The 21,061-nt window shown below is 67.3% G+C and carries 21 protein-coding genes; 17 read left to right on the plus strand and 4 right to left on the minus strand.

The genetic code is table 11. The features are described 5' to 3' along the window. The first annotated feature begins 53 nt into the window (after positions 1-53). Positions 54-1,253 (plus strand): L,D-transpeptidase, encoded by a 1,200-nt coding sequence (locus tag ACWF9G_RS05605; RefSeq protein WP_452514023.1) that lies wholly within the window; start codon positions 54-56, stop codon positions 1,251-1,253. A gap of 138 nt (positions 1,254-1,391) precedes the next feature. Here ACWF9G_RS05605 and ACWF9G_RS05610 read toward each other — a convergent pair whose 3' ends face one another. Further along, a complete protein-coding gene (locus ACWF9G_RS05610; RefSeq protein WP_452513895.1) occupies positions 1,392-2,750 on the minus strand; it encodes an MFS transporter in 1,359 nt (452 codons plus the stop codon). 179 nt (positions 2,751-2,929) lie between these two features. Between ACWF9G_RS05610 and ACWF9G_RS05615 the strand changes: the two genes are divergently transcribed. Then, entirely contained in the window at positions 2,930-3,532 is a 603-nt protein-coding gene (locus ACWF9G_RS05615; RefSeq protein ID WP_452513896.1) for an NADPH-dependent FMN reductase, read from the plus strand. Continuing rightward, complete coding sequence (locus tag ACWF9G_RS05620; RefSeq protein ID WP_452513898.1) at positions 3,529-4,989, plus strand: DHA2 family efflux MFS transporter permease subunit; 1,461 nt, start codon at positions 3,529-3,531, stop codon at positions 4,987-4,989. The genes ACWF9G_RS05615 and ACWF9G_RS05620 overlap by 4 nt, the downstream gene beginning before the upstream one ends. A gap of 7 nt (positions 4,990-4,996) precedes the next feature. On the opposite strand, the gene mscL is transcribed toward ACWF9G_RS05620, so the two are convergent. Together mscL and ACWF9G_RS05630 are read right to left on the minus strand one after the other, a co-directional pair. Continuing rightward, a complete protein-coding gene (gene mscL, locus ACWF9G_RS05625; protein WP_379310224.1) occupies positions 4,997-5,455 on the minus strand; it encodes a large conductance mechanosensitive channel protein MscL in 459 nt (152 codons plus the stop codon). Positions 5,456-5,653: 198 nt separating this feature from the next. Next, positions 5,654-6,388 (minus strand): SDR family NAD(P)-dependent oxidoreductase, encoded by a 735-nt coding sequence (locus ACWF9G_RS05630; RefSeq protein ID WP_452513900.1) that lies wholly within the window; start codon positions 6,386-6,388, stop codon positions 5,654-5,656. A gap of 81 nt (positions 6,389-6,469) precedes the next feature. Between ACWF9G_RS05630 and ACWF9G_RS05635 the strand changes: the two genes are divergently transcribed. The 5 genes from ACWF9G_RS05635 (at position 6,470) to ACWF9G_RS05655 (ending at position 11,850) form a co-directional block, all read left to right on the plus strand. Then, positions 6,470-7,294: an alpha/beta fold hydrolase gene (locus tag ACWF9G_RS05635; protein ID WP_452513901.1), complete on the plus strand. Its 825-nt coding sequence runs from the start codon at positions 6,470-6,472 to the stop codon at positions 7,292-7,294. 115 nt (positions 7,295-7,409) lie between these two features. Continuing rightward, on the plus strand, positions 7,410-8,426 hold the full coding sequence (locus tag ACWF9G_RS05640; protein ID WP_452513903.1) for an alpha/beta hydrolase: 1,017 nt from the start codon (positions 7,410-7,412) through the stop codon (positions 8,424-8,426). A 457-nt stretch (positions 8,427-8,883) separates the two neighbouring features. Beyond that, a complete protein-coding gene (locus tag ACWF9G_RS05645; RefSeq protein WP_379310239.1) occupies positions 8,884-9,861 on the plus strand; it encodes an alpha/beta hydrolase in 978 nt (325 codons plus the stop codon). 139 nt (positions 9,862-10,000) lie between these two features. Continuing rightward, complete coding sequence (gene mshA, locus ACWF9G_RS05650) at positions 10,001-11,359, plus strand: D-inositol-3-phosphate glycosyltransferase (RefSeq protein WP_379310238.1); 1,359 nt, start codon at positions 10,001-10,003, stop codon at positions 11,357-11,359. Further along, the gene (locus tag ACWF9G_RS05655; RefSeq protein ID WP_189025463.1) at positions 11,356-11,850 is read left to right on the plus strand and encodes a type III secretion system chaperone family protein; all 495 of its coding nucleotides are present in this window, start codon (positions 11,356-11,358) and stop codon (positions 11,848-11,850) included. The genes mshA and ACWF9G_RS05655 overlap by 4 nt, the downstream gene beginning before the upstream one ends. A gap of 39 nt (positions 11,851-11,889) precedes the next feature. Here ACWF9G_RS05655 and ACWF9G_RS05660 read toward each other — a convergent pair whose 3' ends face one another. Next, positions 11,890-13,065 (minus strand): lipase family protein, encoded by a 1,176-nt coding sequence (locus ACWF9G_RS05660; RefSeq protein ID WP_379310220.1) that lies wholly within the window; start codon positions 13,063-13,065, stop codon positions 11,890-11,892. Positions 13,066-13,268: 203 nt separating this feature from the next. Here ACWF9G_RS05660 and ACWF9G_RS05665 point away from each other — a divergent pair, with 203 nt between their 5' ends. The 9 genes from ACWF9G_RS05665 to ACWF9G_RS05705 all read left to right on the plus strand — a co-directional run bounded on the left by ACWF9G_RS05665 (position 13,269) and on the right by ACWF9G_RS05705 (position 20,922). Next, positions 13,269-14,159 (plus strand): ROK family protein, encoded by an 891-nt coding sequence (locus ACWF9G_RS05665; RefSeq protein WP_452513905.1) that lies wholly within the window; start codon positions 13,269-13,271, stop codon positions 14,157-14,159. A 70-nt stretch (positions 14,160-14,229) separates the two neighbouring features. Then, a complete protein-coding gene (locus tag ACWF9G_RS05670) occupies positions 14,230-14,967 on the plus strand; it encodes a phosphoglyceromutase (RefSeq protein ID WP_379029073.1) in 738 nt (245 codons plus the stop codon). Positions 14,968-15,109: 142 nt separating this feature from the next. Next, positions 15,110-15,457, plus strand: coding sequence for a DoxX family protein (locus tag ACWF9G_RS05675; RefSeq protein WP_452513907.1), 348 nt, complete (start codon positions 15,110-15,112; stop codon positions 15,455-15,457). Positions 15,458-15,613: 156 nt separating this feature from the next. After that, complete coding sequence (locus ACWF9G_RS05680; RefSeq protein ID WP_452513908.1) at positions 15,614-15,925, plus strand: hypothetical protein; 312 nt, start codon at positions 15,614-15,616, stop codon at positions 15,923-15,925. Then, positions 15,925-17,244 carry a polymorphic toxin type 44 domain-containing protein gene (locus tag ACWF9G_RS05685; protein ID WP_452513910.1) on the plus strand — a complete coding sequence of 440 codons (1,320 nt, stop codon included), beginning with the start codon at positions 15,925-15,927 and terminating at the stop codon, positions 17,242-17,244. Before ACWF9G_RS05680 ends, ACWF9G_RS05685 begins: the two co-directional genes overlap by 1 nt. Positions 17,245-17,857: 613 nt before the next feature. Beyond that, on the plus strand, positions 17,858-18,220 hold the full coding sequence (locus tag ACWF9G_RS05690; RefSeq protein ID WP_452513912.1) for a hypothetical protein: 363 nt from the start codon (positions 17,858-17,860) through the stop codon (positions 18,218-18,220). Between the two features lies 1 nt (position 18,221). Beyond that, positions 18,222-18,857: a DUF3558 domain-containing protein gene (locus ACWF9G_RS05695; protein ID WP_452513914.1), complete on the plus strand. Its 636-nt coding sequence runs from the start codon at positions 18,222-18,224 to the stop codon at positions 18,855-18,857. Between the two features lie 2 nt (positions 18,858-18,859). Next, complete coding sequence (locus ACWF9G_RS05700; protein WP_452513916.1) at positions 18,860-20,221, plus strand: hypothetical protein; 1,362 nt, start codon at positions 18,860-18,862, stop codon at positions 20,219-20,221. Continuing rightward, the gene (locus ACWF9G_RS05705) at positions 20,218-20,922 is read left to right on the plus strand and encodes a hypothetical protein (RefSeq protein WP_452513918.1); all 705 of its coding nucleotides are present in this window, start codon (positions 20,218-20,220) and stop codon (positions 20,920-20,922) included. The genes ACWF9G_RS05700 and ACWF9G_RS05705 overlap by 4 nt, the downstream gene beginning before the upstream one ends. Positions 20,923-21,061 lie beyond the last annotated feature (139 nt).

Consider the following 21,061-nt stretch of genomic DNA (forward strand, 5'->3'; position numbering starts at 1 on the left):
ACGGGACGGCAGTTCAGCGTGTGCGCGGCACAAGGGTCGCCGATGGCCGTGGCATGGGCGTTCGACGCGGCCGGTCGCTGGTTGCGGTGATCTTGCTGGCCGTGCTCGTCGTGCTGACCGGATGCGCGATCGACCGCCCCGGCGGCGACGCGGCGGCGGGACCGGTCGCGCAGGTCGCCGTCACGCCGTCGGCCGGAGCGACCGACGTCGACCCCGTCGCGCCCGTATCGGTCACCGTCTCCGACGGCCGGATCGACCAGATCGCGCTCACCAATGCCAACGGCAAGCAGGTCGAGGGCAGGCTCACCCCCGATCGCGCGACGTACCAGATCACCGAGCCGCTCGGCTACAACGCCACCTACACCTGGACCGGCACCGCGATCGGCACCGACGACAAGCCGGTCCCGATCGACGGCACCTTCACCACCGTCAGCCCCACCTCGACGATCCCGGCGACGATCAATATCGGCGACGGCCAGGAGGTCGGGATCGCCGCCCCGATCATCCTGAAGTTCACCGGGCCGGTGACGAACAAGGCGGCCGTGGAGAAGGCGCTCACCGTCACCACCGATCCGGGCACCGAGGGCTCGTGGGCCTGGCTGCCCGACGACGGCGGTTCCCGGGTGCACTGGCGGCCAAGGAACTACTGGACCCCCGGCACGACCGTGCACGTGGCGGCCAAGCTCTACGGCGTCGACTTCGGCGGCGGTGCCTACGGTGACGCGGACCTCACCTCCGACTTCACCGTCGGCCGCAGCCAGATCGTGATCGCCAATGCCCCGAGCCACCGCATGCAGGTGGTCCGCGACGGCGTCACCGTCTTCGACTTCGCCGTCTCCTACGGCGAGGGCAACGAGCCGCGCAATGTCACCCGCTCGGGCACCCACGTGGTCACCGAGAAGTACGAGGACTTCATGATGTCGAATCCGCCGTACTACACCAATGTTCGCGAGCGCTGGGCCGTGCGCATCTCCAACAACGGCGAATTCATCCACGCCAACCCGGAATCCCTGTCCGCCCAGGGCTCCTCCAACGTCACCAACGGCTGCATCAACCTCTCGCCCGCCGATGCCCAGGCCTACTTCCCGACCGCCCGCTACGGCGACCCGGTCGAGGTCACCGGCACCTCCATCGAGCTCTCCCAGGCCGACGGCGACATCTACGACTGGGCCATCGATTGGCCGACCTGGCAGTCCATGTCCGCGCTGCCCGCCGGTTCCACGCCGGGCGGATCGGCCGCTGGGCCACGCTAGGGCGATCCCGTCGGCCACCGCGCCGAATGTTCACCATCTCGTCGGCGGGCTTCGAAACAGGCCATCGTCCGGATGCCGACGCACCCCGCACGCTGAATGTGTGCGGGGTGCGCGCTTCGCGGGCTGATCTGCCGGTGCTCAGACCAGGGCCGGGGTTCGGCTGGGCCAGCGGGGGTGGTTTCGGTCGATGACGTAGGAGTGGGTGTGCTGGTAGTGGCGGGGGCCTACCTGGATCGCATCGGTGAGGATCGCCGGGTCGACGGTGCCGATCTCGTGGATGTGGGTGATCTCGGTGGGATCCTGGCGGGGCCACAGGCGGACCGCCGCGGCGACGCCGAGGGCGGCGATGACGGCCAGGGTGACCCAGGTGGTGGTGAACCCGGCCGTGGTGGCCAGCCAGCCGGTAATCGGGTAGGTGATCAGCCAGGCCAGGTGCGACAGCGAGAACTGGGCGGCGAAGAGGGCGGGGCGGTCCTCGGCGCGGGCCGAGCGGCGTAGGACGCGACCGGTGGGGGTGAGGACAAGGCCGGTGCCGGCGCCGATGATCGCCCAGGTGGCCAGGGCGGCGGCCCAGCTCCAGTCGCCGATGCTCGCGGTCGACAGGGTGATCGCGGCGGCCAGACCGGTGACGAGGACGGCCGCGCCGGTGAGCATCACCGGACGTTCGCCGCGCCGGTCCAGAATCTTGGGCAGCGTCAGGGCGACGAGCATCGTGCCGAAGCCGTTGGCCGCCAGCAGCAGCGCGACGCCGGACTGGTCGCCGCCGAGCACGTCGCGGGCGTAGTTCACGGTGTTGACCATGACCACCGAGCCCGCCGCCGCGACCACCAGGTTCAGCCCGAGCAGTCCGCGCAGCCGCGGGGTGGCCGCGAACAGGCGCAGGCCCGCGGCGAGGCGCCTGCCGATCGCGCCGTCGCCAACGACCGCGTTCGGGATGCGCGCCGCCATGACCAGGGCGACCGAGACCGCGAAGCCGATACCGGTGCCGACGAAGAGCCAGTGGAAGCTGATCAGGCTCAACGCCAGGGCCGCCAGCATCGGGCTGAGCAGGGTTTCCATGGTCGCGGCCAGCTGGGCGGCCGACAATGCCTGCGTGTAGTTCCGTTCGTCGGGCAGGATGTCCGGTAGAACGGCCTGGTAGGTGGGGGTATAGGCGGCCGACGCGATTTGCAGCAGGGTGATCAGCACGTAGATCTGCCAGATCTGGTCGACGAACGGCAAGGCGAGCACGATCGCGCCGCGAATGCCGTTGAGCGCCATCAGGAATTGCCTGCGGGGCAGCAGGCCCGCGTAAGCGCCCGCGATCGGGGCGACGGTGACGTAGGCGACCATCTTCAGCGTCAGCGCGGTGCCGAGCACGATCGCGGCGTTCCCGCCGGCCAGCTCGTAGGCGAGCAGGCCGAGGGCGACGGTGGTGAGACCGGTGCCGAACAGGGCGGCGACCTGCGCGGTGAACAGCAGGCGATAGTCCCGGTGGGCGAACAGTGAGGTGGTCATGATGGTCGGCCCTCCTGGGTCATGCATCGTCGCTTATCTGCGTATAGATGCAACTATATACCCACTGGGGGTATTCCGGTCAAGGGGTGAATTGCTTCCGCTTGACCTGAAGAAAGGTTGAGGTAGCACCGTTGTGCGCAGCGGCGGCCGAGCGGCCGCCACCGAGCTGGAGGAACCACATGAGTGCCACGGTTGAGCACGCCCGCACCGCGATTCGCCCGCTGCGGGTCGTCGTCGTCATCGGCAGCACCAGGGAGGGACGCTTCGGTCCCACCGTCGCCGACTGGTTCGTCCGGCAGGCGTCGCTGCGCGACACGATCGACGTCGACGTGGTCGACGCCGGGCAGGTCGAACTGCCCGCAGCCTTCGGCGCCGCCGCCGAACACCCGTCCCTGGCCGAGGCCACCGACAAGCTCGCCCGCGCCGACGCCTTCGTCGTGGTGACGCCCGAGTACAACCACAGCTACCCGGGCACCCTCAAGAACCTGATCGACACCCACCACATCGAATGGCAGGCCAAACCGGTCGGCTTTGTCTCCTACGGGGGCATATCCGGTGGCCTGCGGGCCGTGGAACACCTGCGCCCGGTCTTCGCCGAACTGCACGCGGTCACCGTCCGGGACTCGGTCGCCCTCCCCCATCCGTGGGGCAGATTCGACGACGCCGGCGCGCTGGCCGACCCGGACGCCGCCGAAGCCGCCGCCGCGGTCCTGCTCGACCAGCTGACCTGGTGGGGCGAAGCCCTGCGCACCGCCCGCGCCGTCCGCCCGTACGGGAAGTGATCGCCGTGCTGACCCGGACCACGACCGCCCCCGCCACCCGCGATCCGATGCGCATCGCGCTGGTGCTGGTGGTCGGCATGATCATGGCGACGCTCGATCAGACGATCGTCAATGTCGCCATCAACAAACTCTCCGTCGAATTCGACGCGGGACTGAGCACGATCCAGTGGGTGGCCACCGGCTACTCGCTCGCCCTCGGCGCCGTGGTGCCGACCTCGGCCTGGCTGGTCGGCCGCTTCGGCGCCAAACGGCTGTATCTGACGGCGATCACCGCCTTCGCCTTCGGCTCGGTACTGGCCGGGCTGGCCTGGAACATCGAGTCGCTCATCGCCTTCCGGGTGGTGCAGGGCGCGAGCGGCGGCCTGCTGATGCCGGTCGCGATGACCATCCTGCTGCGCGCGGCCGGGCCGGAGCGGCTGGGACGCTTGATGAGCACCCTTGGCCTGGCAATCCTGGTCGGCCCGCTGCTGGGGCCGGTGATCGGCGGCTATCTCATCGACGAGGTGTCCTGGCGCTGGATGTTCTTCCTGAACCTGCCGCTGGGCGCGCTGGTGCTGGTGCTGGCGGCCAGGGTGGTGCCCGACGACGCGCCGGAGCCGCCGCGTCCGCTCGACGTGGTGGGTCTGCTGCTGATGTCGCCGGGCCTGGCGCTGGTGATCTACGGCGTGACCGCGGCGGGGGAGAGCGCCGGCTTCGCCTCGGCGTCGGTGCTGGTGCCGTTGCTGGCGGGCGCTGGGCTCATCGTCGCCTTCGTGCTGCGCTCGCTGAGCATTCCTGTTCCGCTGCTGGATCTGCGGGTTCTCGGCAACCGTACGACCGGGATCTCCGCGGCCTTGCTCGCGCTGTTCGCGAGCGGCTACTTCGGCTCGATGCTGTTGCTGCCGTTGTACTTCCAGGTGGTACGCGGTGAATCCGCCCTGGTGGCAGGCGCTCTCGGTATTCCGTTCGCGCTGGCGTCGGGCGCGACCATGCAGGTCGCCGGCCGGTTGATCGACCGGATTCCGCCCGGCCGCTACCTACCGGTGTCGATCACGGTGGCGCTCACCGGTTTCGTGCTGTTCGTGCTCCAGCTCGGCGCGGACGCGCCGTACTGGGCGCTGGGCCTGACCATGCTGCTGATGGGTGCCGGTGGCGGCGGCACCATGATGCCGGTGATCACCACCGCGACCCGGCCGCTGAGCCGGGAGCAGCAACCGGCCGGGTCGACGGTGCTGAACATGATCAGCACCACCGCCATGGCGGTCGGCACCGCGGTGAGCTCGGTGACGCTGGGAGCCCTGCTCCCGGTGACCGGCGGGCTCCAGGCCCTGCACGGCATGGATCCCGCGCAGCGCACCGACCTGGCCCCGGCGCTGGCCGAGGCCTTCCAGCACACCTATTGGATCGCCCCGGTCATGATCGCGCTGGCGATGATTCCCGCGCTGATGCTGCCGAGGCGGCGACCCGGGACGGTGTGAGTCCTGGTCAGGCCGACTCGCTGGCGCGTTCCTTGCTCAGCGACTCGGCCTGCTCGGTGCTCAGCCCCTGCTGCTTGGCCAGCAGGTCGCGGATCTCGATGAGCAGCTCGGTCTCGGTGGGCTCGGCGGCCTTGGTGGTGCCGAACTTGTTCTTCAGCGACTTCATCGGCAGCATCAGCACGAAGTACAGGACCGCGGCGACCATGAAGAAGTCGATGAACGCGGTGATGATCGGGCCGAGCGCGATGAAGGTCGCCGGCTTGTCGGCGATCAGCTGGACGCCGAGGCCCAGCTCGTTGGTCGAGCCGAACACCGCGAGCAGCGGGTTGACGAGGCCCTTGGTGAACGAGGTGACCACGGCGGTGAACGCGGTGCCCATGACCACCGCGACCGCGAGGTCGATGACGTTCCCGCGCATCAGGAAGTCTTTGAACCCGTCGAACACGGACTTGATACTGCTGCGCATCGGTGAAGTACTCCTCAGACTGGCTATCGGCAAACGTGGTGATGTTAGCGGCCGTGCCGGTCGGTAGCGAATTCACAGCTACGCCACCGACCTACTCGGCGCGACCACGCGCAGTATCGAGTCCAGGCCCGGCGGACGCCACTCGACAGCCGTGATCCCCGGATTCGGTTGCCCGATCCGGGGATTGAACGCCGCAGGTCAGGAGCGTCGCGCGAAGCTGCCGGGGCCTGCCTGGTCACGGGGCTTGACGACGATCGTGTCGAGGTTCACGTGCGGCGGCCGGTTGGCGACGAAGCCGACGATCTCGGCGATGTCCTGGGCGTAGAGCGGGTCGATGCCCTCGTAGACCTTGGCGGCGCGCTCGGTGTCGCCGTCGAAGCGGACCAGGGAGAACTCGGTCTCCACCGCGCCCGGCGCGATCTCGGTCAGGCGGACCGGCTGACCGAGCAGCTCGTCGCGCAGGGTGCGGTGCAGCACGGCCTGGGCGTGCTTGGCGGAGGTGTAGCCCGAGCCGTTCGGGTAGGCGTGGAAGGCGGCGATCGAGGTGATGGTGACGATCAGGCCGTCGCCGGAGGCGATCAGCTTCGGCAGCAGGGCTTTGGTCAGGCGCAGGGTGCCAAGGACGTTGGTCTCCCACATCCAGCGCCAGTCGTCGAGGTCGGCCTCGGCGACCGAGGCAAGGCCCTTGGCGCCGCCCGCGTTGTTGACCAGCACGTCGACCCGGTCGATCGCGTCGGTGAACGCGCGCACCGACTCCTCGGAGGTGACGTCGAGTTCGACGGCGGTGCCGCCGATCTCCTCGGCCAGCCGCTGCACCCGGTCGAACCGGCGGGCGCCCACGTAGACGTGGTACCCCTGCTTCGCGAGTTCCCGGGCGGTGGCCTCACCGATTCCCGAGCTGGCTCCGGTGACGACGGCGGTGCGAGTGCTCATGGGTAGTGATCCTATTCGCCGCGGATTCGCTGTCACCATGGCTCGGATCACCGTGATGTGGACCGGCGTTAGCCTGTCGGCATGGCTATTCGCGATGCTGTCAGTGCCGATGGAACCAGGATCGTCTACCGGGTGAGCGGCCCGGAGACCGGCAGGCCCCTGGTGCTCCTGCACGGCTGGTCGGGCAATCTGCGCTGCTGGGGCGCGGCGGCCGACGATCTGGCGCAGCGGTATCGCGTGCTCGCCGTCGACCTGCGCGGGCACGGTTACTCCGACGATCCCGGCGCGGGCTACGACGATCCGAAGGCGTGGGGTGCCGATGTCGCCGCGGTGCTGGCGGCCGAGGGCATCGAGTCGGGGGCGGTGCTGCTCGGCTGGTCCTACGGCGGCATCGTGGCCACCGACTATCTGGCCACGCACGGTAGCTCGGCCGTCGCCGCCGCCGTCTACTGCGGCGCGCCCGCCAATATCGGCCCGAACGTGCCGGGTGCGGCGCCGGGTCCGGCCATGGAGAAGGCGATTCCCGGCGTCTTCGACGAGGCCGCCGGTCGGGCGGTGCGCGGATTCTCCGTGTTCGGCAATGCCAATACCGGTCCCGGCGAGGACAAGGGCGTCGATGCTCAGCGCCTGTTCGGCACGAGCCTCGCCACCACGCCGTCGGTGCGCAAGGCGCTGTTCTACCGGACCATCGACAACACCGAAACCCTGCGCGCGCTCGACATTCCGGTCCTGGTGCTGCACGGCACGGAGGATCCGGTCGTGCCAGCCGCCAATGGTCGGTACATCGCCGACAATGCCCCTGACGCCCGCATCTCGCTGTGGGAGGGCGCGCAGCACGGGCTGTTCATCGAGGATCGGCCGCGCTTCTTCGCCGAGGTCAGCGCGTTCATCGACGCGCTGGACTGACGTTCGCTCCCGGCTTCTGTGAACTATCGATGTTTCAGAAACTGGGGTGAGTTCGCGGCGTGATGCCTACCCTCTATCAAACGGTCTTTCTTCCGGCCGGGCATGGAGGTGACGCATGGGCGTCGTGGCGCGTTGTTGGCTTCTTCTGGCGGCGTGCCTCGTCGGTGCGCAGGCGGTGGCGGGCGCGGCGCCGCCCGATCCGCGGGGGACCGACGCCGCCCGGCTGGTCTCGGCGACGCCGGGACAGGGCCGGGTCGTCGACCTGGTCGTGCATTCGGCGGCGATGGGCCGATCGGTGCACGTCGCGGTCCTGCCCGCACCCGACCGCGCGGCGGCAGCGCCGGTGCTCTACCTGCTCAACGGTGTCGACGGCGGCAGCACGACCGGTGACTGGCGCGACGGCGGAAACTGGCTGACCCGCACCGATTCCGCGCGGTTCTTCGCGGACAAGCAGGTCACCGTGGTGATGCCGATCGGCGGCGCCGGCAGCTACTACGCCGACTGGCGAGCCGACGACCCGGTCCTCGGCCGCCAACGCTGGACGACCTTCCTCACCCGCGAACTACCTCGCCTGATCGACACCGAATTCCACGGCACCGGCGCCAATGCCGTCGCGGGCGTCTCCATGGCAGGCACCGCCGCCTTCCAGCTCGCGCTCGCCGCGCCGCAGCTCTACCGCGCCGTCGGCAGCTACAGCGGCTGCGTCTCGACCAGCGGTCCCCAGGGGCATGCCATCGTCAACACCGTCGTCTCGGGCCAGAACGGTGACCCTGTGAACATGTGGGGACAACCCGGCGACCCGCTCTGGGCGGCCAACGACCCCTTCCTGCACGCCGACCGCCTCCGTGGCCTGGCCATCTACGTGGCCTCCGGCACCGGCCTGCCCGGCCCGCTGGACACCATCGAAGGCCCCGGCATCGGCGGCGACACCGCGAAACTGCTCGACCAGCTCCTCGTCGGTGGCGCGCTCGACGCCGTCACCGGCCTGTGCACCAGGCAACTGGCCGTCCGCCTCGGCGAGTTGGGCATCCCGGCCACCGTCGACCTGCGCCCCGATGGAACACACTCCTGGGGCTACTGGAACGACGACCTGCGTCGTTCGTGGCCGCTGTTCGCCGAGGCATTGCGGTGAGCTGACAGCGGGGATGTTCCTGGTCCCCCGACGGTGTGCCGCAGTGTGACGGCGGCGGCAATGCGCGGCGACCGGTCGGATTAATTGTGATCTTCGGGGTGGCTCGAGCGCTGTTCGACCGCATTATCTGCGGGCTATTTCAGCGTCGAAGCGTTCGCAATTCCGACCGTTTGGTGTTCGTCATGAGCGTGCGACTCCGGGTAATCGAGGGTAGCTGAGGTCGGCTTTCGTGCAGGTAAAGGCCCCTTCCCCTGCTTCTCTGACCAGCTGATCTGCTCGTCGCGTACGCTGATGTGATACGACTGTGATTGTGATCTAGAACTACGAAGTTTGTTCGCACAGGACGGTGGAAAATCTTCTGGTAATCGTCACAATGTTTTCCCGAATCCATGTGTAGCGTTCGGGAATGCCGTTTGATCGCGGCAGAAGGGTTCGGCGTCGAGATCGGAGTTCGATGATGTTTGGTCGGGCAGTGGGCGCTCGGATCGTTGTGGTGGTGCTGGCCGTGCTGGTCGGCGTGGGGATGGCGTCGCCCGCGGTGGGGGCCGAGCAGGCGCGGATCGAGGATCAGCGAACGGAGCCCGATCACACGATCGATGTCGGTGTGTACTCGCCGGCGATGGACACCGTCACCCGGGTGCGCGTGCTGCGCGCCGCCGACCCGGAAAAGCCGGCGCCGACGCTGTATCTGCTCAACGGAGTCGGCGGCGGCAGCGACGGCAACTGGCTCGATCGCACCGATGTGGTCGAGTTCTTCAAGGACAAGCAGGTCAATGTGGTGATCCCGTTCGGCGGGGCGGGCAGCTACTTCGCCGACTGGCGGGCCGACGATCCCGTGCTCGGCAAGCCGCGCTGGACCACCTTCCTCACCAAGGAACTGCCGCCGGTGATCGACGCCGAGTTCGGCGGCACCGGCGCCAACGCCATCGCGGGACTGTCGATGGCGGGGACCTCGGTGTTCCAGCTCGCGCTCGCCGCACCGGGGCTGTACCAGGCCATCGGGTCCTACAGCGGCTGCGTGCGCACCAGCGATGCCAGGGGACAGGCGATCGTGCGCACGGTGGTCGGCAGCAGGCTCGGCAATGCGGCCAATATGTGGGGCCCGCCCACCGATCCCGAGTGGTCGGCCAACGACCCCTACCTGCACGCGGAAGCGTTGCGCGGCACCGACGTCTACATCTCCTCCGGCACCGGGGTTCCCGGCCCGTCCGACACGATCGCCGCCCAGGCCGACCCGCTCCAGCTGATCTTCGGCGCCACGCTGGAAGCCGTCACCAACCTGTGTACCCAGCAGCTGCGGGACCGGCTCCAGTCGCTCGGCATCCCCGCGACCGTGGATCTGCGGCCCAACGGCACCCACTCGTGGGGCTACTGGGAGCAGGACCTGCACAAGTCGTGGCCGGTCTTCGAGGCGGCGCTGGCGCGGAGAACGTGACGGCGAAAAACCGCTCGCGGTGGCGGCGCCGATCGGGCAGTCTCGGTATCGATTACCGCGTGAACTCACTCACGAATACCCTGTGACGACCGTCACCGATCCCGGTAGGGATGTCGGTGGCGGCGTCGCGGCGTGCACACTGGAGGGTGTGAGTCAGCGTCGTCCGGATCTCTTGCCCCACCGCATCGCGGTGCTGTCGGTGCATACGTCACCGCTGGCGCAGCCCGGAACCGGCGACGCGGGCGGCATGAACGTCTACGTGCTGCAAACCGCGCTCGAGCTCGCCAAACGCGGCACCGAGGTGGAGATCTTCACCAGGGCGACGTCGTCGGATCTGCCGCCGGTGGCCGAGGCGGGGCCGGGCGTGCTGGTCCGCCACGTCGTCGCCGGACCGTTCGAGGGCCTGGACAAGAACGAGCTGCCCACCCAGCTGTGTCCGTTCACCGCCGAGGTGCTGCGCCAGGAGGCGCGTCACCTGCCCGGCCACTATGACCTCGTGCACTCGCACTACTGGCTCTCCGGCCAGGTCGGCTGGCTGGCCCGCGACCGCTGGCGGGTGCCGCTGGTGCACACCGCGCACACGCTGGCCGCGGTCAAGAACGCCGCGCTCGCCGAGGGCGACGCCCCCGAACCCGAGACCAGGGTGATCGGGGAGAAGCAGGTGATCGCCGAGGCGGATCGGCTCGTCGGCAATACCGGGGACGAAGCCCGTCAGCTCGTCGACCTGTACGGCGCCTCGCTCGATCGCATCGATGTGGTGCCGCCCGGCGCCGACCTGTCCCGCTACCGTCCGGGCGACAAGCTCGCTGCCCGCGCCGAACTCGGCCTCCGCCCCGACGAGCAGGTCGTCGCCTTCGTCGGCCGCATCCAGCCGCTCAAGGCGCCCGACGTGCTGGTGCGCGCCGCCGCGGACCTGATCCACCGCGATCCCCGCCGCAAGCTGCGGGTGCTGATCGTCGGCGGACCGTCCGGCAGCGGCCTGGCCCGGCCCGACGCGCTCATCGAGCTGGCCGCCGACCTCGGCATCACCGACCGGGTCACCTTCCTGCCGCCGCAGCCCGCCGACCGGCTCGTCCAGGTGTATCGCGCGGCCGACGTCGTCGCCGTGCCCAGCTACAACGAATCCTTCGGGCTGGTCGCCATCGAGGCGCAGGCCAGCGGGACCCCGGTGCTCGCCGCCGACGTGGGCGGACTCGGCACCGCGGTCCGGCACCGCGAATCCGGCCTGCTGGTGCCGGGGCACCGCACCCCCGACTGGGCCGACGCCCTCGCCGCCCTGCTCGACGACCCCGACCGGCTGGCGCGGATGAGCGCCACCGCCGTCGACCACGCGAGCCGGTTCTCCTGGGCGCACACCGCCGATGGCCTGCTCGACAGTTACGCTGCCGCGATGGCCGGATTCCGCGCCGAACGCGGCCCGATCGCCCTGCACGCGGGCGAGACCAGCCAGGCCAGATCGCGGGCGCTGTGGCGGCGCCGGACGGGAGTACGCAGGTGAGCGCCGTATCGCAGGTGATCGACGAGACGCTGCGTGATCGCGAGATCGAATACACCCGCCACAGCGACGACACCTTCATCGTCGTCCTGCCCGGCGAACGCAAGCTCAAGACCACGGTGATGCTGACCGTCGGCAAGCACGGCGTTCGCATCGAATCGTTCGTCTGCCGCAAGCCCGACGAGAACTTCGAAGGCGTCTACAAATACCTGCTGCGCCGCAACCGCCGCCTCTTCGGCGTGTCCTACACCCTCGACAACGTCGGCGACATCTACCTCGTCGGCCGTATGTCCGCCGAGTCGGTCACCCCCGACGAACTCGACCGCGTCTTCGGCCAGATCCTCGAAGCCGTCGACACCGACTTCAACATGCTGCTCGAACTCGGCTTCGCCGAATCCATCCGCAAGGAATGGAAATGGCGCGTCGCCCGCGGCGAATCCCTCAAGAACCTCCGCGCCTTCGAACACCTCATCGACGAGTCCGACCAGGTCTGAACCGGTGCTGGGCGAGGGTCGCCCAGCACCGGTGTCATCTCAGCAGTTCGTCGGGACCGGTTCGTTGCGGAAGCGGGACTCGACGTAGTTCCAGGCGTCGACGAAGCCGGCGGCGGCCGCCGTCATGTGCTCGGAGATCTCGATCGTGGCGAGCTGGATCGGCGCGCCCTTGGCACAGAAGTGGGCGACCGACTCGGCCACCGGACCGTACGGGGTGAGGGTGTCGTATTTGCCCTGCCAGATGTAGGTGGGCGCGGTGGGCGCCCCGGTGAAGTGGACGAGGCTGTTCTCCCGCAGGACGCCGCGGGCGACCTGGCTGGACATCAGGTCCTTGGAGGCGGCCATCTGCTCGGCGTTGCGGAAGATGCCGTGGAAGAGCAGGAAGCGGCGGCACGCGTCCTTGGTGAATTCGCGGAACCACAGGCCTTGCTCGTTGAGCGAATCCGAGACCGGCACCTGCTCCGGGTACTCGCGCTCGATACCCATGGCGGCCGCGAAGGCCAGGCCGAAGCCGGGGTGCGGCGCGAAACCGAGGGCGTCGGCCATCAATTCGAGGTCGGCGGGGATACCACCGGCGACCACGGCCGCGAGCTTCAGCTCCGGCGCGTAGGTCGGCTGCAGCGCACCGGCCCATGCGGTCGCCATGCCGCCACCGGAGTACCCGGCCAGCGCGACCGGCGAGGTGCCGAGGCCCAGCTCGGCGACCTTCTGAACGGCCCGCACGCTGTCCAGGGTGACCATGCCGCTCATCTTCGCCGCACCGTAGGCGACGGTGGGGCCGAGGTAGTCGGGCACCGAGACCGCCCAGCCGCGCCCGATCGGCAGCATCGCGCCCGGCGCGTCCTGTAGCTCACCGTTGAACAGCGACTGCGACGGGTTGCAGCGCGTGCCGATCGAGTTGATGAGCGCCTGGTAGGACACCAGCGGCGGGTTCTTCACGCCGATCGGCATCAGCACGGTGGTGACGCCCATGATCGCGTTGCCGGCCGAGTTGGTGGAGCGGAAGGCGACCTGCCAGCCCTCGGTACCGGGGTAGAGCATGGTGTCGATACGCCGGGTACGCACGACATCGCCCGGCGCGAGCGCACCGATGTCACTCGGTGCCGTGAAGAACGGATCCGGATCCGGGGTCGGATACAACGGGTTCGCACCAGCCGGCGCGGCGAGCAAGCCCACGCACAGCAGGCTCAACACCAGTACAACGATTTTCGACACAGCTATCCTTCATCAGAGTAGTGCTGCCCAACTGACTAGACCCGACCCGCGTTGAAGTATCTAACGAATTGGGTTCTTTTGTACCGACCAGTAGTCAAAGTGTCGCGTGCCACATGCTGTGATCCTTCACATCGACCGGCCGGGGAAGCGCCTCGTCGTGCCGCGACGGCGATGTGGATACACACCAGGTGGACAGGAGGGCGATGACGGCACTGGCACTCGACATCGGAGCGACCAAATTCGCTGCGGGACTTGTCGATCCGGACTACACGTTGCGCGGGGTGCGCCGGGCAGCGACCGATGCCGACGATCCGTGGGTGGTCTGCCGCGAACTCCTGCTCGCTGTGGCGGGCGACATACCCGTGACCGCGGTCGGCATCGGCTCGGCGGGCCCGGTCGACGTGCCCGCCGGGGTGACCAGACCGCTGAATCTGCCGCGGTGGCGCGACGGGTTCGCGATCGTCGCGCACGTGCGGGCGCTGTTCCCCGGGGCGGCGGTGCGGTTCGCGATCGACGGCGCGTGCCTGGTGCTGGCCGAACATCGCGTCGGCGGGCTGCGCGGGGTGGACAACGGGCTGGCGCTGACGGTGTCGTCCGGGGTCGGCGGCGGGATCATCGCCGACGGGCGGGTGCTGACCGGTCGCACCGGCAATGGCGGGCACATCGGGCACATCGTCGTTCCGGGCGACGACACGCCGTGCAGTTGCGGAGGCTTCGGGTGTGTCGAGGCCGTCGCCGGTGGGATGTCATCGGTGCGCTGGGCGCGGGCGCAGGGGTGGACCGGCGAGACCGGCGCCGAGCTCGCCGCGGCGGCGCACCATGGTGACCCGGTGGCGACCGCCGCGATGGCACGTGCGGGAACCGCACTCGGACAGGCGATCTCCTCCGCGGCCGCCCTGCTCGATGTGAATCGCGTGGTGATCAGCGGCGGCTTCGCGCACTCGGGCGCACCGCTGTGGGAACCGTTGCGGGCCGCCGTCGCCCGGCACGCGCGGCTGGAATTCCTGCGCGAGCTCACGGTGGAGCTGTCGACCCTGGCCGACGGCGCGACCCTCGTCGGCGCGGGAGTACTCGCGGTGGAGGCGGCGCTCTGACGGGGTGTGCGAAACCGGGTTCGACGAGGTGGCGTGGGTCTGATCCAGGCCCTGATGCCAGAATGGCCCTATGACCTACACCCTCGTGCTACTGCGCCACGGCGAGAGCGAATGGAATGCCCTCAACTTGTTCACCGGCTGGGTGGATGTGCACCTGACCGACAAGGGCATCGCCGAGGGCAAGCGGGCAGGCGAGCTGCTCGCCGAGCACGACGTTCTCCCCGACATCGTCTACACCTCGCTGCTGCGTCGCGCGATCAGCACCGCCAACAACGCGCTCGACGCCGCCGACCGGCTGTGGATCCCGGTCATCCGCGACTGGCGCCTCAACGAGCGCCACTACGGCGACCTGCAGGGCAAGAACAAGGAGCAGGTCCGCGAGCAGTACGGCCAGGACCAGTTCATGCTGTGGCGTCGCAGCTACGACACCCCGCCGCCGCCGATCGCCGACGACAACGAGTACAGCCAGGAAGGCGACCCGCGCTACGCGGGCATCGAGGTCCCCAAGACCGAGTGCCTCAAGGACGTCGTCGCCCGGATGATCCCGTACTGGGAGAACACCATCTCCCAGGAGCTGCGCACCGGCAAGACCGTCCTGGTCGCCGCCCACGGCAACTCCCTGCGCGCGCTGGTCAAGCACCTCGACAACATCTCCGACGAGGACATCTCCAGCCTGAACATCCCCACCGGCATCCCGCTGCGCTACGAGCTCGACGAGAACCTGCGCCCGGTCAAGCCGGCCGAATACCTCGACCCGGAGGCCGCCGCTGCCGGCGCCGCCGCGGTCGCCAGCCAGGGCGGCAAGTAGTCGTATCACCGGAACCGGCCCCGCATCGTTGCCACGGTGCGGGGCCGTTCTGTTGTCACAGGCCGCGATGTCACACTCGGGAAGCCTGTGTCGTCACCTCGGTAGACGCCGCGAGAAGCGCGGCTGCCGAAGGAGGCTCACCATGAACACCGCCTATGTGATCGTCACCGTCATCGCCGCACTCTGGGTCGGCTTCTCGGCCTTCTCGCTGCTGCGCCGCGCGGCGTTCGTGGTCGACCCGCTGGTGGAATACGGTGTGCCGCAGACCTGGTGGACGCCGCTCGGCCTCGCCAAGGCCGCCGGCTCGATCGGGCTGATCGTCGGCCTGTGGATTCCCGCCATCGGCGTCGCGGCTGCCATCGGCCTGATCCTGTACTTCGCGGGTGCGGTGGTGACCGTCCTGCGGGCACGCTCGTACAAGACTGTGGCCTTCCCCCTGCTGTACCTGCTGCCGGTCGCGGTAGCACTCGGCCTCGGCGCCGCAGCCTAGGGCCGGCCATCGCCGAATGACCGTGAGTCCGCGGCTCCCGCCGCGGACTTTGAGGTCGACTGCCCAGCCAAATGCCTCCTCTAAGCCCGCGCTAGCACCTGGCGCGGCAGAGCGACTACCGTTCGAGATAGAACAACGCAGGGGGAGGCCTACATCATGCTCGACGCCGATATCGAACAGCTGCGCCAACTTTCGACCACGATCAAGGACGTGGGCACCAAGATTGATGAGATCGATGTCCGCACAACTGGAGACGCGATCGGTGCGGCACTGCCCGGGTGCGACATCGGTTCCCGGTGCGCGACAGCAGGGGAGTACATAGAAGGCGCCTGGCTACGAGTCGCGTGGCGCTTGGCTGGAATGTCCACCCTTATCACGTCGTGCGCAGACAACTACGCGATGACTGACGAACAGTTCAAGCAGAAACTTTCTGAGCTGACGTTCGATACGTCCGGAGATGGTCGCTGATGCCGACCCGCACCGAACTCGACAAGTGGGACATCAACAAACTGCGCGTGTGGGCCAACGAAATCCGTGGTGACAGTGCCTATTACGAGGCGCAGCTTCATCGCATGAACACGCACTTCGCCGATATCCAATGGTCCGGGAAAGCCAAGGATGCCGCCGGAGATCGTGTTGCCGAACACGTCGATGAAGGTCGCAAACTCGCCATCGAGAATAGCGAATTCGCTGATTCCCTCGATGCGGGGGCGTCACGGCTCGACAGCGAACGCAGTACTGTGCGCACCAAAGTTGACGATGCCGAAACCGATAAAACTACTGCCGCCACATTTAAGGTCAGCGACCAGTGGCTGGTCGAAATTGATACCCTTGAAGTGCCGGTCGACAATGAAAGTCCCCGCTACAAGGAGATTCCCACGCAGCAGCAAGCTCATCAGGACGCGATCAATGCGGCCGTGGCCAGCCTCCTCGCCGCGATCGGAGAATTCAATTCCACTATCACTACAAATGCGCAGGAGATTCGAACCCGCGGCAACCAGTTCGGTGACGGCGACTCCCGCGCATCGGCGGCTTCGCCGACCACTTCTCAACGCCTGCAAGATGCCAAGGCGGAGCTCGACCGACTCATCCAACTACAGTATATGGGCGTGCGCGAGGATCCAGTGACCGGCGCGTCGGTCGACACGGCGATCGACGCGGCGAAGAATGAGTACAACAAGTGGAAGCAACTCGCGGATACGCAAATGAACTTGGATGACTATTCTACTAGTGAGAGGCGCTTCAATGAGGCAGAGTCATTCATTTTCGATGAGATGAAAACGAATGTAAGTTCTGTTGATGTTGCCCGTATGGCTAAACTCAATGATGCTGCGTGGTGGGAATTCGCGTCGCCATCCACGAACGATCCGGCAGCGGCGCTACTTGCCTTCAAGGAAAAGGTCGAGGTGGGCGCCGAGTGGGATCATAAGCCACAGTTGGCGGAGCGTTTCAATCTCTCCGCTGAAGACGACTACTACTTCAAGGACCCGTCTCAGGATCGAGCGGTCTATTATGACATATACTCCAATATTCACTACGGATATGTCGGCCGTGCTGCTGGGTTTCCTGAAGACACCTTGATATTTGCTGCGAATCAGGGTGGTTCGACTGGTGCGAACGATGTAGGTGATGACATATCTATGCGAATCGGTTCTGAATTATTCGAAAAATATGGCAAGGATCTCACCCAGTCGCAACTTCATGAAGGAATTGAACAAGCGATGCGAGAAATGGATCAAGCGATGGGTGAAGGTGAGGGAGTTACTCAAATCAGGGTAACTCAATGATCTTTATTTGGATGGACTGCTCGGAGGTAACAGGTGGTGGATAGTTCCAACTCTACCGGCCGGCCGGTTCGGCCTACCGCACGCGTCATCGTGATATATGTCGTGATCAGCCTGGTAGCAGGTGTGATTACCGGCAGGGCGATTGATAGCGCTGTCAAGCGATCGTGGCGCGATTGCGGGGTTGCTGGAGCTGGTGAAGGTATCACCTTGCTCCTGCTCTTGGTGCCAAATATTATCGTGGTCGCTCTTTGGTGGGGCGCCACCTTGGCGATCAGTAGGCGCTTTCGGGGTAGGACGCCTGGAGCCCTCCGAGTTGCTTTGACATTCTTGGTTTGCTTGATCGGCTCCCTCGGGCTTCTATGGTTCATGATGTTCTGGTTGCATGATCCCGGTCAGTCTCCCCGGATTCCGATGTGCCCGCCGGGAAATATTCCGCCATGGTGGCCGACTTGGTTGCCAATCTGAGGCCCGGTCTGTCGGTGGAGGCCGGGGAGGCCTCGAGTTGCAGTGTCTCGCTCGTGGCACCGCAGGTCGCTACGGCCTCGGCTGTTGGGGTGAGGCGGGTAGTGTTTGGCGCTAGACTGCCTGGAGACATCGATTGGGAGGGGCCTCGGTGAGCGTGGGTGGGGATGCTGCGGCGCAGCTGTGGAATGCGGCGTCGTCGGGGCAGTTGACGATGGAGCCGGATGCTGCTCGGGAAGTGGCTCAGGCGTATCTGCGGTTCGCGGCGATGTGTGATGAGTGGGCCGCCGACGCAGTCGGGCTGAAGGCTGTTCATGGGTTCGGGTCACTGGTCTCTGCCGAGCAGTTGCAGCAAGGTTTCGCGGACAAGGCGGCAGCAGCGAAAGACGTGCTGGAGCAGTTGGGGGCGGCAGCGCGGGGCATGGCAGACGGGTACCTGCAGGCCGCAGGAATCCTTGCCGAGGCGGACCAGCTCAATGCAGGTGCGTTGAGCTCGATATCTGGGCAGGTGTGACATGAAGGCAGGAACATTTACCGGCTGCGTGCTCGTCGCCTTGGTTGCATCGGCCTGTGGCTCGTCGACGGGCTCCGGTGTGCCTGATTCGTCGGTCCAGGGGACTCCGGCTGGTTCGACGTCGACGCAGGCAGCGCGTCCGACGCTGACCGATCCGAAGCTGCAGCCACCTCCGCAGGACAATAAGTACACGCAGTCGACCGGGCGACAGCACGTAGTGTTCGATCCGTGTACATGGGTTAGTGACGCCGATGTCGAGTCTGTCGGTTTCCGGTCCGGGTCGCGGAAGCGCGGGGCAGACCTGGTCGCCGAATACACATTCTTGACCTGCGATTTCCGTACCCCGGACAGTGCAATGGCGCTGGGTCTGGACTCTGGCAACATCACCTGGGAAGAGAACCTGCAGAAGAACGGCCCCTGGTTGGAGCCGACGACAGTCAATGGTCGTCAAGCAGGGCTGGTGCGCGGTGAACCGGGCGGTGAGAACGAGTGCAAGGTACACCTGCGGACGCAGGTTGGCGTCGTCTTTGTGCGGACCTACAGCTTGAGTCTGGGCCAACGCCAGAACCTCGACCCCTGCGCCAACATTATGGAAATCGCTTCGGTAGTCGAGAAATCCATCGGTAGGGAGAACTGACCATGGCGGACGGGGGAGGGACGCAAGTACCGCTGACGGACATTCTGTCGACGACATTTGGACTACCACCACTCGCACCGACGGCTGACGGCCGTCAGCAGCAGACGGGTGCTGAGAAGCAGCAGGAGTCGCTCAGCCACGGGGGTACCGATCCGAAGTACATCGCTGATTTCGAAGTCTTCGAAGGTCTTTCGCACCAGGATATCTACAACGCGGTGCAGCAGATGCAGCCCGGTGTGATGCAGCAGTTCGGTGACAAGTGGGTCGAGATGTTCACGGAGATCTCGGGTGCGGTGACCGGGCTGATGATGCAGACCGCGCGGGCGGCATCGAGCCTGCAGGGCGAGTTCGCGTCGGCGGGAGAAGCTGCCGGGCGGCGGTTCGTCACCGAGGCGACGGATGTGTACACCGTTCTGTCTGCGGTCGGGCATCGGGTAAAGGCTGCGGCTTATGGTGCGGAGGCGGTGAAAGTGGCTGTGCCCGCGCCGGTCAACTCGGCCGAAGCGGTCGACGTCGGTACCTCGGTGCCGGCGACCCTGGCGGAACTGGTGGTTCCCGGCGATGCGGCGACTGTCGAGCGGGAGAAGGAAGACCGCCGTCTCCAGGCGGTCGCGGCGATGAATCTGACCTACAAGCCGACCTATGGTCCCGCCGGTGAGAATGTGCCGACTTTCGTGGCGCCCACCCAGCCGGGCACCGGCGGCGACACCGGCACAGGAACCGGCACGGGTGGCGGTGGTTCGAACAACGGTGGCACCACCGGTGGTGGTGCCGGAAACAATACCGACGCAGGGACTTCCGACGATCCAGGAACCACCGACGACACGGCGCAGCCGGAATCGACCGACGGCGACGACGACACCTCGTCGGGGGGTACGGATACCGGGGACGGCGACGACGACACCCAGGCGCAGAACAGCGCCGACCCGACGAGCACCAATCCCGCCGCGACGGCACCCGCTGCGGCAACGCCGGGCACCGGCACCAACCCGTCCGGTGGATCGCCAGGGAGCGGGTCGCCGGGTGGTGGCGCGGGCTCAGGCGGCGGTGGCACCCCCGGCCCGGGCGGTTCCGTCCCGGGGCGTTCGCCCGTCAGTGCCGGTCAAAACCTCGCTGCCGCAGGCCTTTCCGGTGCGGCGGGTGCGGCATCGGCCCGTGGCATGGGCTCGCCGGGCATGATGGGCGCGCCGGGCGCGCGCGGCGGTAGAGGCGACGACGATGATGAACATCAGGCGCCCGACTACCTTCGCGGAGTTCAGCCTGAGCTCCTTGGGCCGGAACAACCCACGGTCCCCGGAGCCATCGGGTCCGATGCACCCGCGACCCGCCTCGCGGAGGACCAGGGCGGCGCGGGGGCATCGTGAGTTGGACCTTCACCGCCGACGAATTCGCCTACGTCTGGCAGGCGGAAACCGGTGACGACCGGTACCCCTTCCCGCTCACCGTGTATTCGGCCGCCGACACCGAAGACCGGTACGTGGCACTCGCCCAGGACGCAGCGCAGCGCTGGCCCACCGGCGCCGACCCGGACCTGACCGCGGTGCTGCGGCACGCGGCCAGGCCCGACACCGCGCTGGCGGTATTCGACGACGCTGGACCCCGGCTGCGCGCCTACGGTGCCCGGTCCGGGGAGCGCGGTGTCGTGATCCGGCAGTACGACGACAACAGCGTCGAAGTGTTCTCCGGCAGTTCCGGGATGGTGGCCCGCGCCTTCGCCTCCTTCCTCGGCGAGCTGCAGGCTGGGCAGGCGGGCCATCTCGTCGAGGACATCGACCGGCTGGCCGCGCACTTCGAATCCTGGCAGCGCCCAGTCGATTCCGTCGCCGCCCGCATGCACCGCCTCGCCGAAATCCGCCGCACCGCCTCCGGACACATCGAGGCCAGAGTGAGGTTGCACGCCGAACGCTCAACACCCGCAAGGTATCTGACCTGGCTCGACGTGGCAGACGACGGCCGCTATCTCACCTACCGGCGATACCGGGATCTGCACATCGAACCTGCGGGCAAACAACGCCTGATCGACGCGATCGAAGCCATCGCAACAGCCGGTGCGCGCGAGGATTGAGTCCGGCGCCGTCGTGAGCTGCTCCGACGCCGTGCGTGATATCAAGCCGCACTTGACCTTCTGTCCCAGAACCCAGCCATCGTGCTGACTTCCGCGGCCCGCGAAAAGGGTGTTTTGTCTGATTCGAACAAAGTTTCGA

This window comes from Nocardia sp. NPDC055029, from assembly GCF_053608525.1.

Coding starts and splice junctions, on each gene's coding strand:
- ACWF9G_RS05605 (WP_452514023.1), top strand. CDS start 54: ATGGGCGTTCGACGCGGCCGGTCGCTGGTTGCGGTGATCTTGCTGGCC.
- ACWF9G_RS05610 (WP_452513895.1), bottom strand. CDS start 2,750: ATGACCACCTCACTGTTCGCCCACCGGGACTATCGCCTGCTGTTCACC.
- ACWF9G_RS05615 (WP_452513896.1), top strand. CDS start 2,930: ATGAGTGCCACGGTTGAGCACGCCCGCACCGCGATTCGCCCGCTGCGG.
- mscL (WP_379310224.1), bottom strand. CDS start 5,455: ATGCGCAGCAGTATCAAGTCCGTGTTCGACGGGTTCAAAGACTTCCTG.
- ACWF9G_RS05630 (WP_452513900.1), bottom strand. CDS start 6,388: ATGAGCACTCGCACCGCCGTCGTCACCGGAGCCAGCTCGGGAATCGGT.
- ACWF9G_RS05635 (WP_452513901.1), top strand. CDS start 6,470: ATGGCTATTCGCGATGCTGTCAGTGCCGATGGAACCAGGATCGTCTAC.
- ACWF9G_RS05640 (WP_452513903.1), top strand. CDS start 7,410: ATGGGCGTCGTGGCGCGTTGTTGGCTTCTTCTGGCGGCGTGCCTCGTC.
- ACWF9G_RS05645 (WP_379310239.1), top strand. CDS start 8,884: ATGTTTGGTCGGGCAGTGGGCGCTCGGATCGTTGTGGTGGTGCTGGCC.
- ACWF9G_RS05665 (WP_452513905.1), top strand. CDS start 13,269: ATGACGGCACTGGCACTCGACATCGGAGCGACCAAATTCGCTGCGGGA.
- ACWF9G_RS05670 (WP_379029073.1), top strand. CDS start 14,230: ATGACCTACACCCTCGTGCTACTGCGCCACGGCGAGAGCGAATGGAAT.
- ACWF9G_RS05675 (WP_452513907.1), top strand. CDS start 15,110: ATGAACACCGCCTATGTGATCGTCACCGTCATCGCCGCACTCTGGGTC.
- ACWF9G_RS05680 (WP_452513908.1), top strand. CDS start 15,614: ATGCTCGACGCCGATATCGAACAGCTGCGCCAACTTTCGACCACGATC.
- ACWF9G_RS05685 (WP_452513910.1), top strand. CDS start 15,925: ATGCCGACCCGCACCGAACTCGACAAGTGGGACATCAACAAACTGCGC.
- ACWF9G_RS05695 (WP_452513914.1), top strand. CDS start 18,222: ATGAAGGCAGGAACATTTACCGGCTGCGTGCTCGTCGCCTTGGTTGCA.
- ACWF9G_RS05700 (WP_452513916.1), top strand. CDS start 18,860: ATGGCGGACGGGGGAGGGACGCAAGTACCGCTGACGGACATTCTGTCG.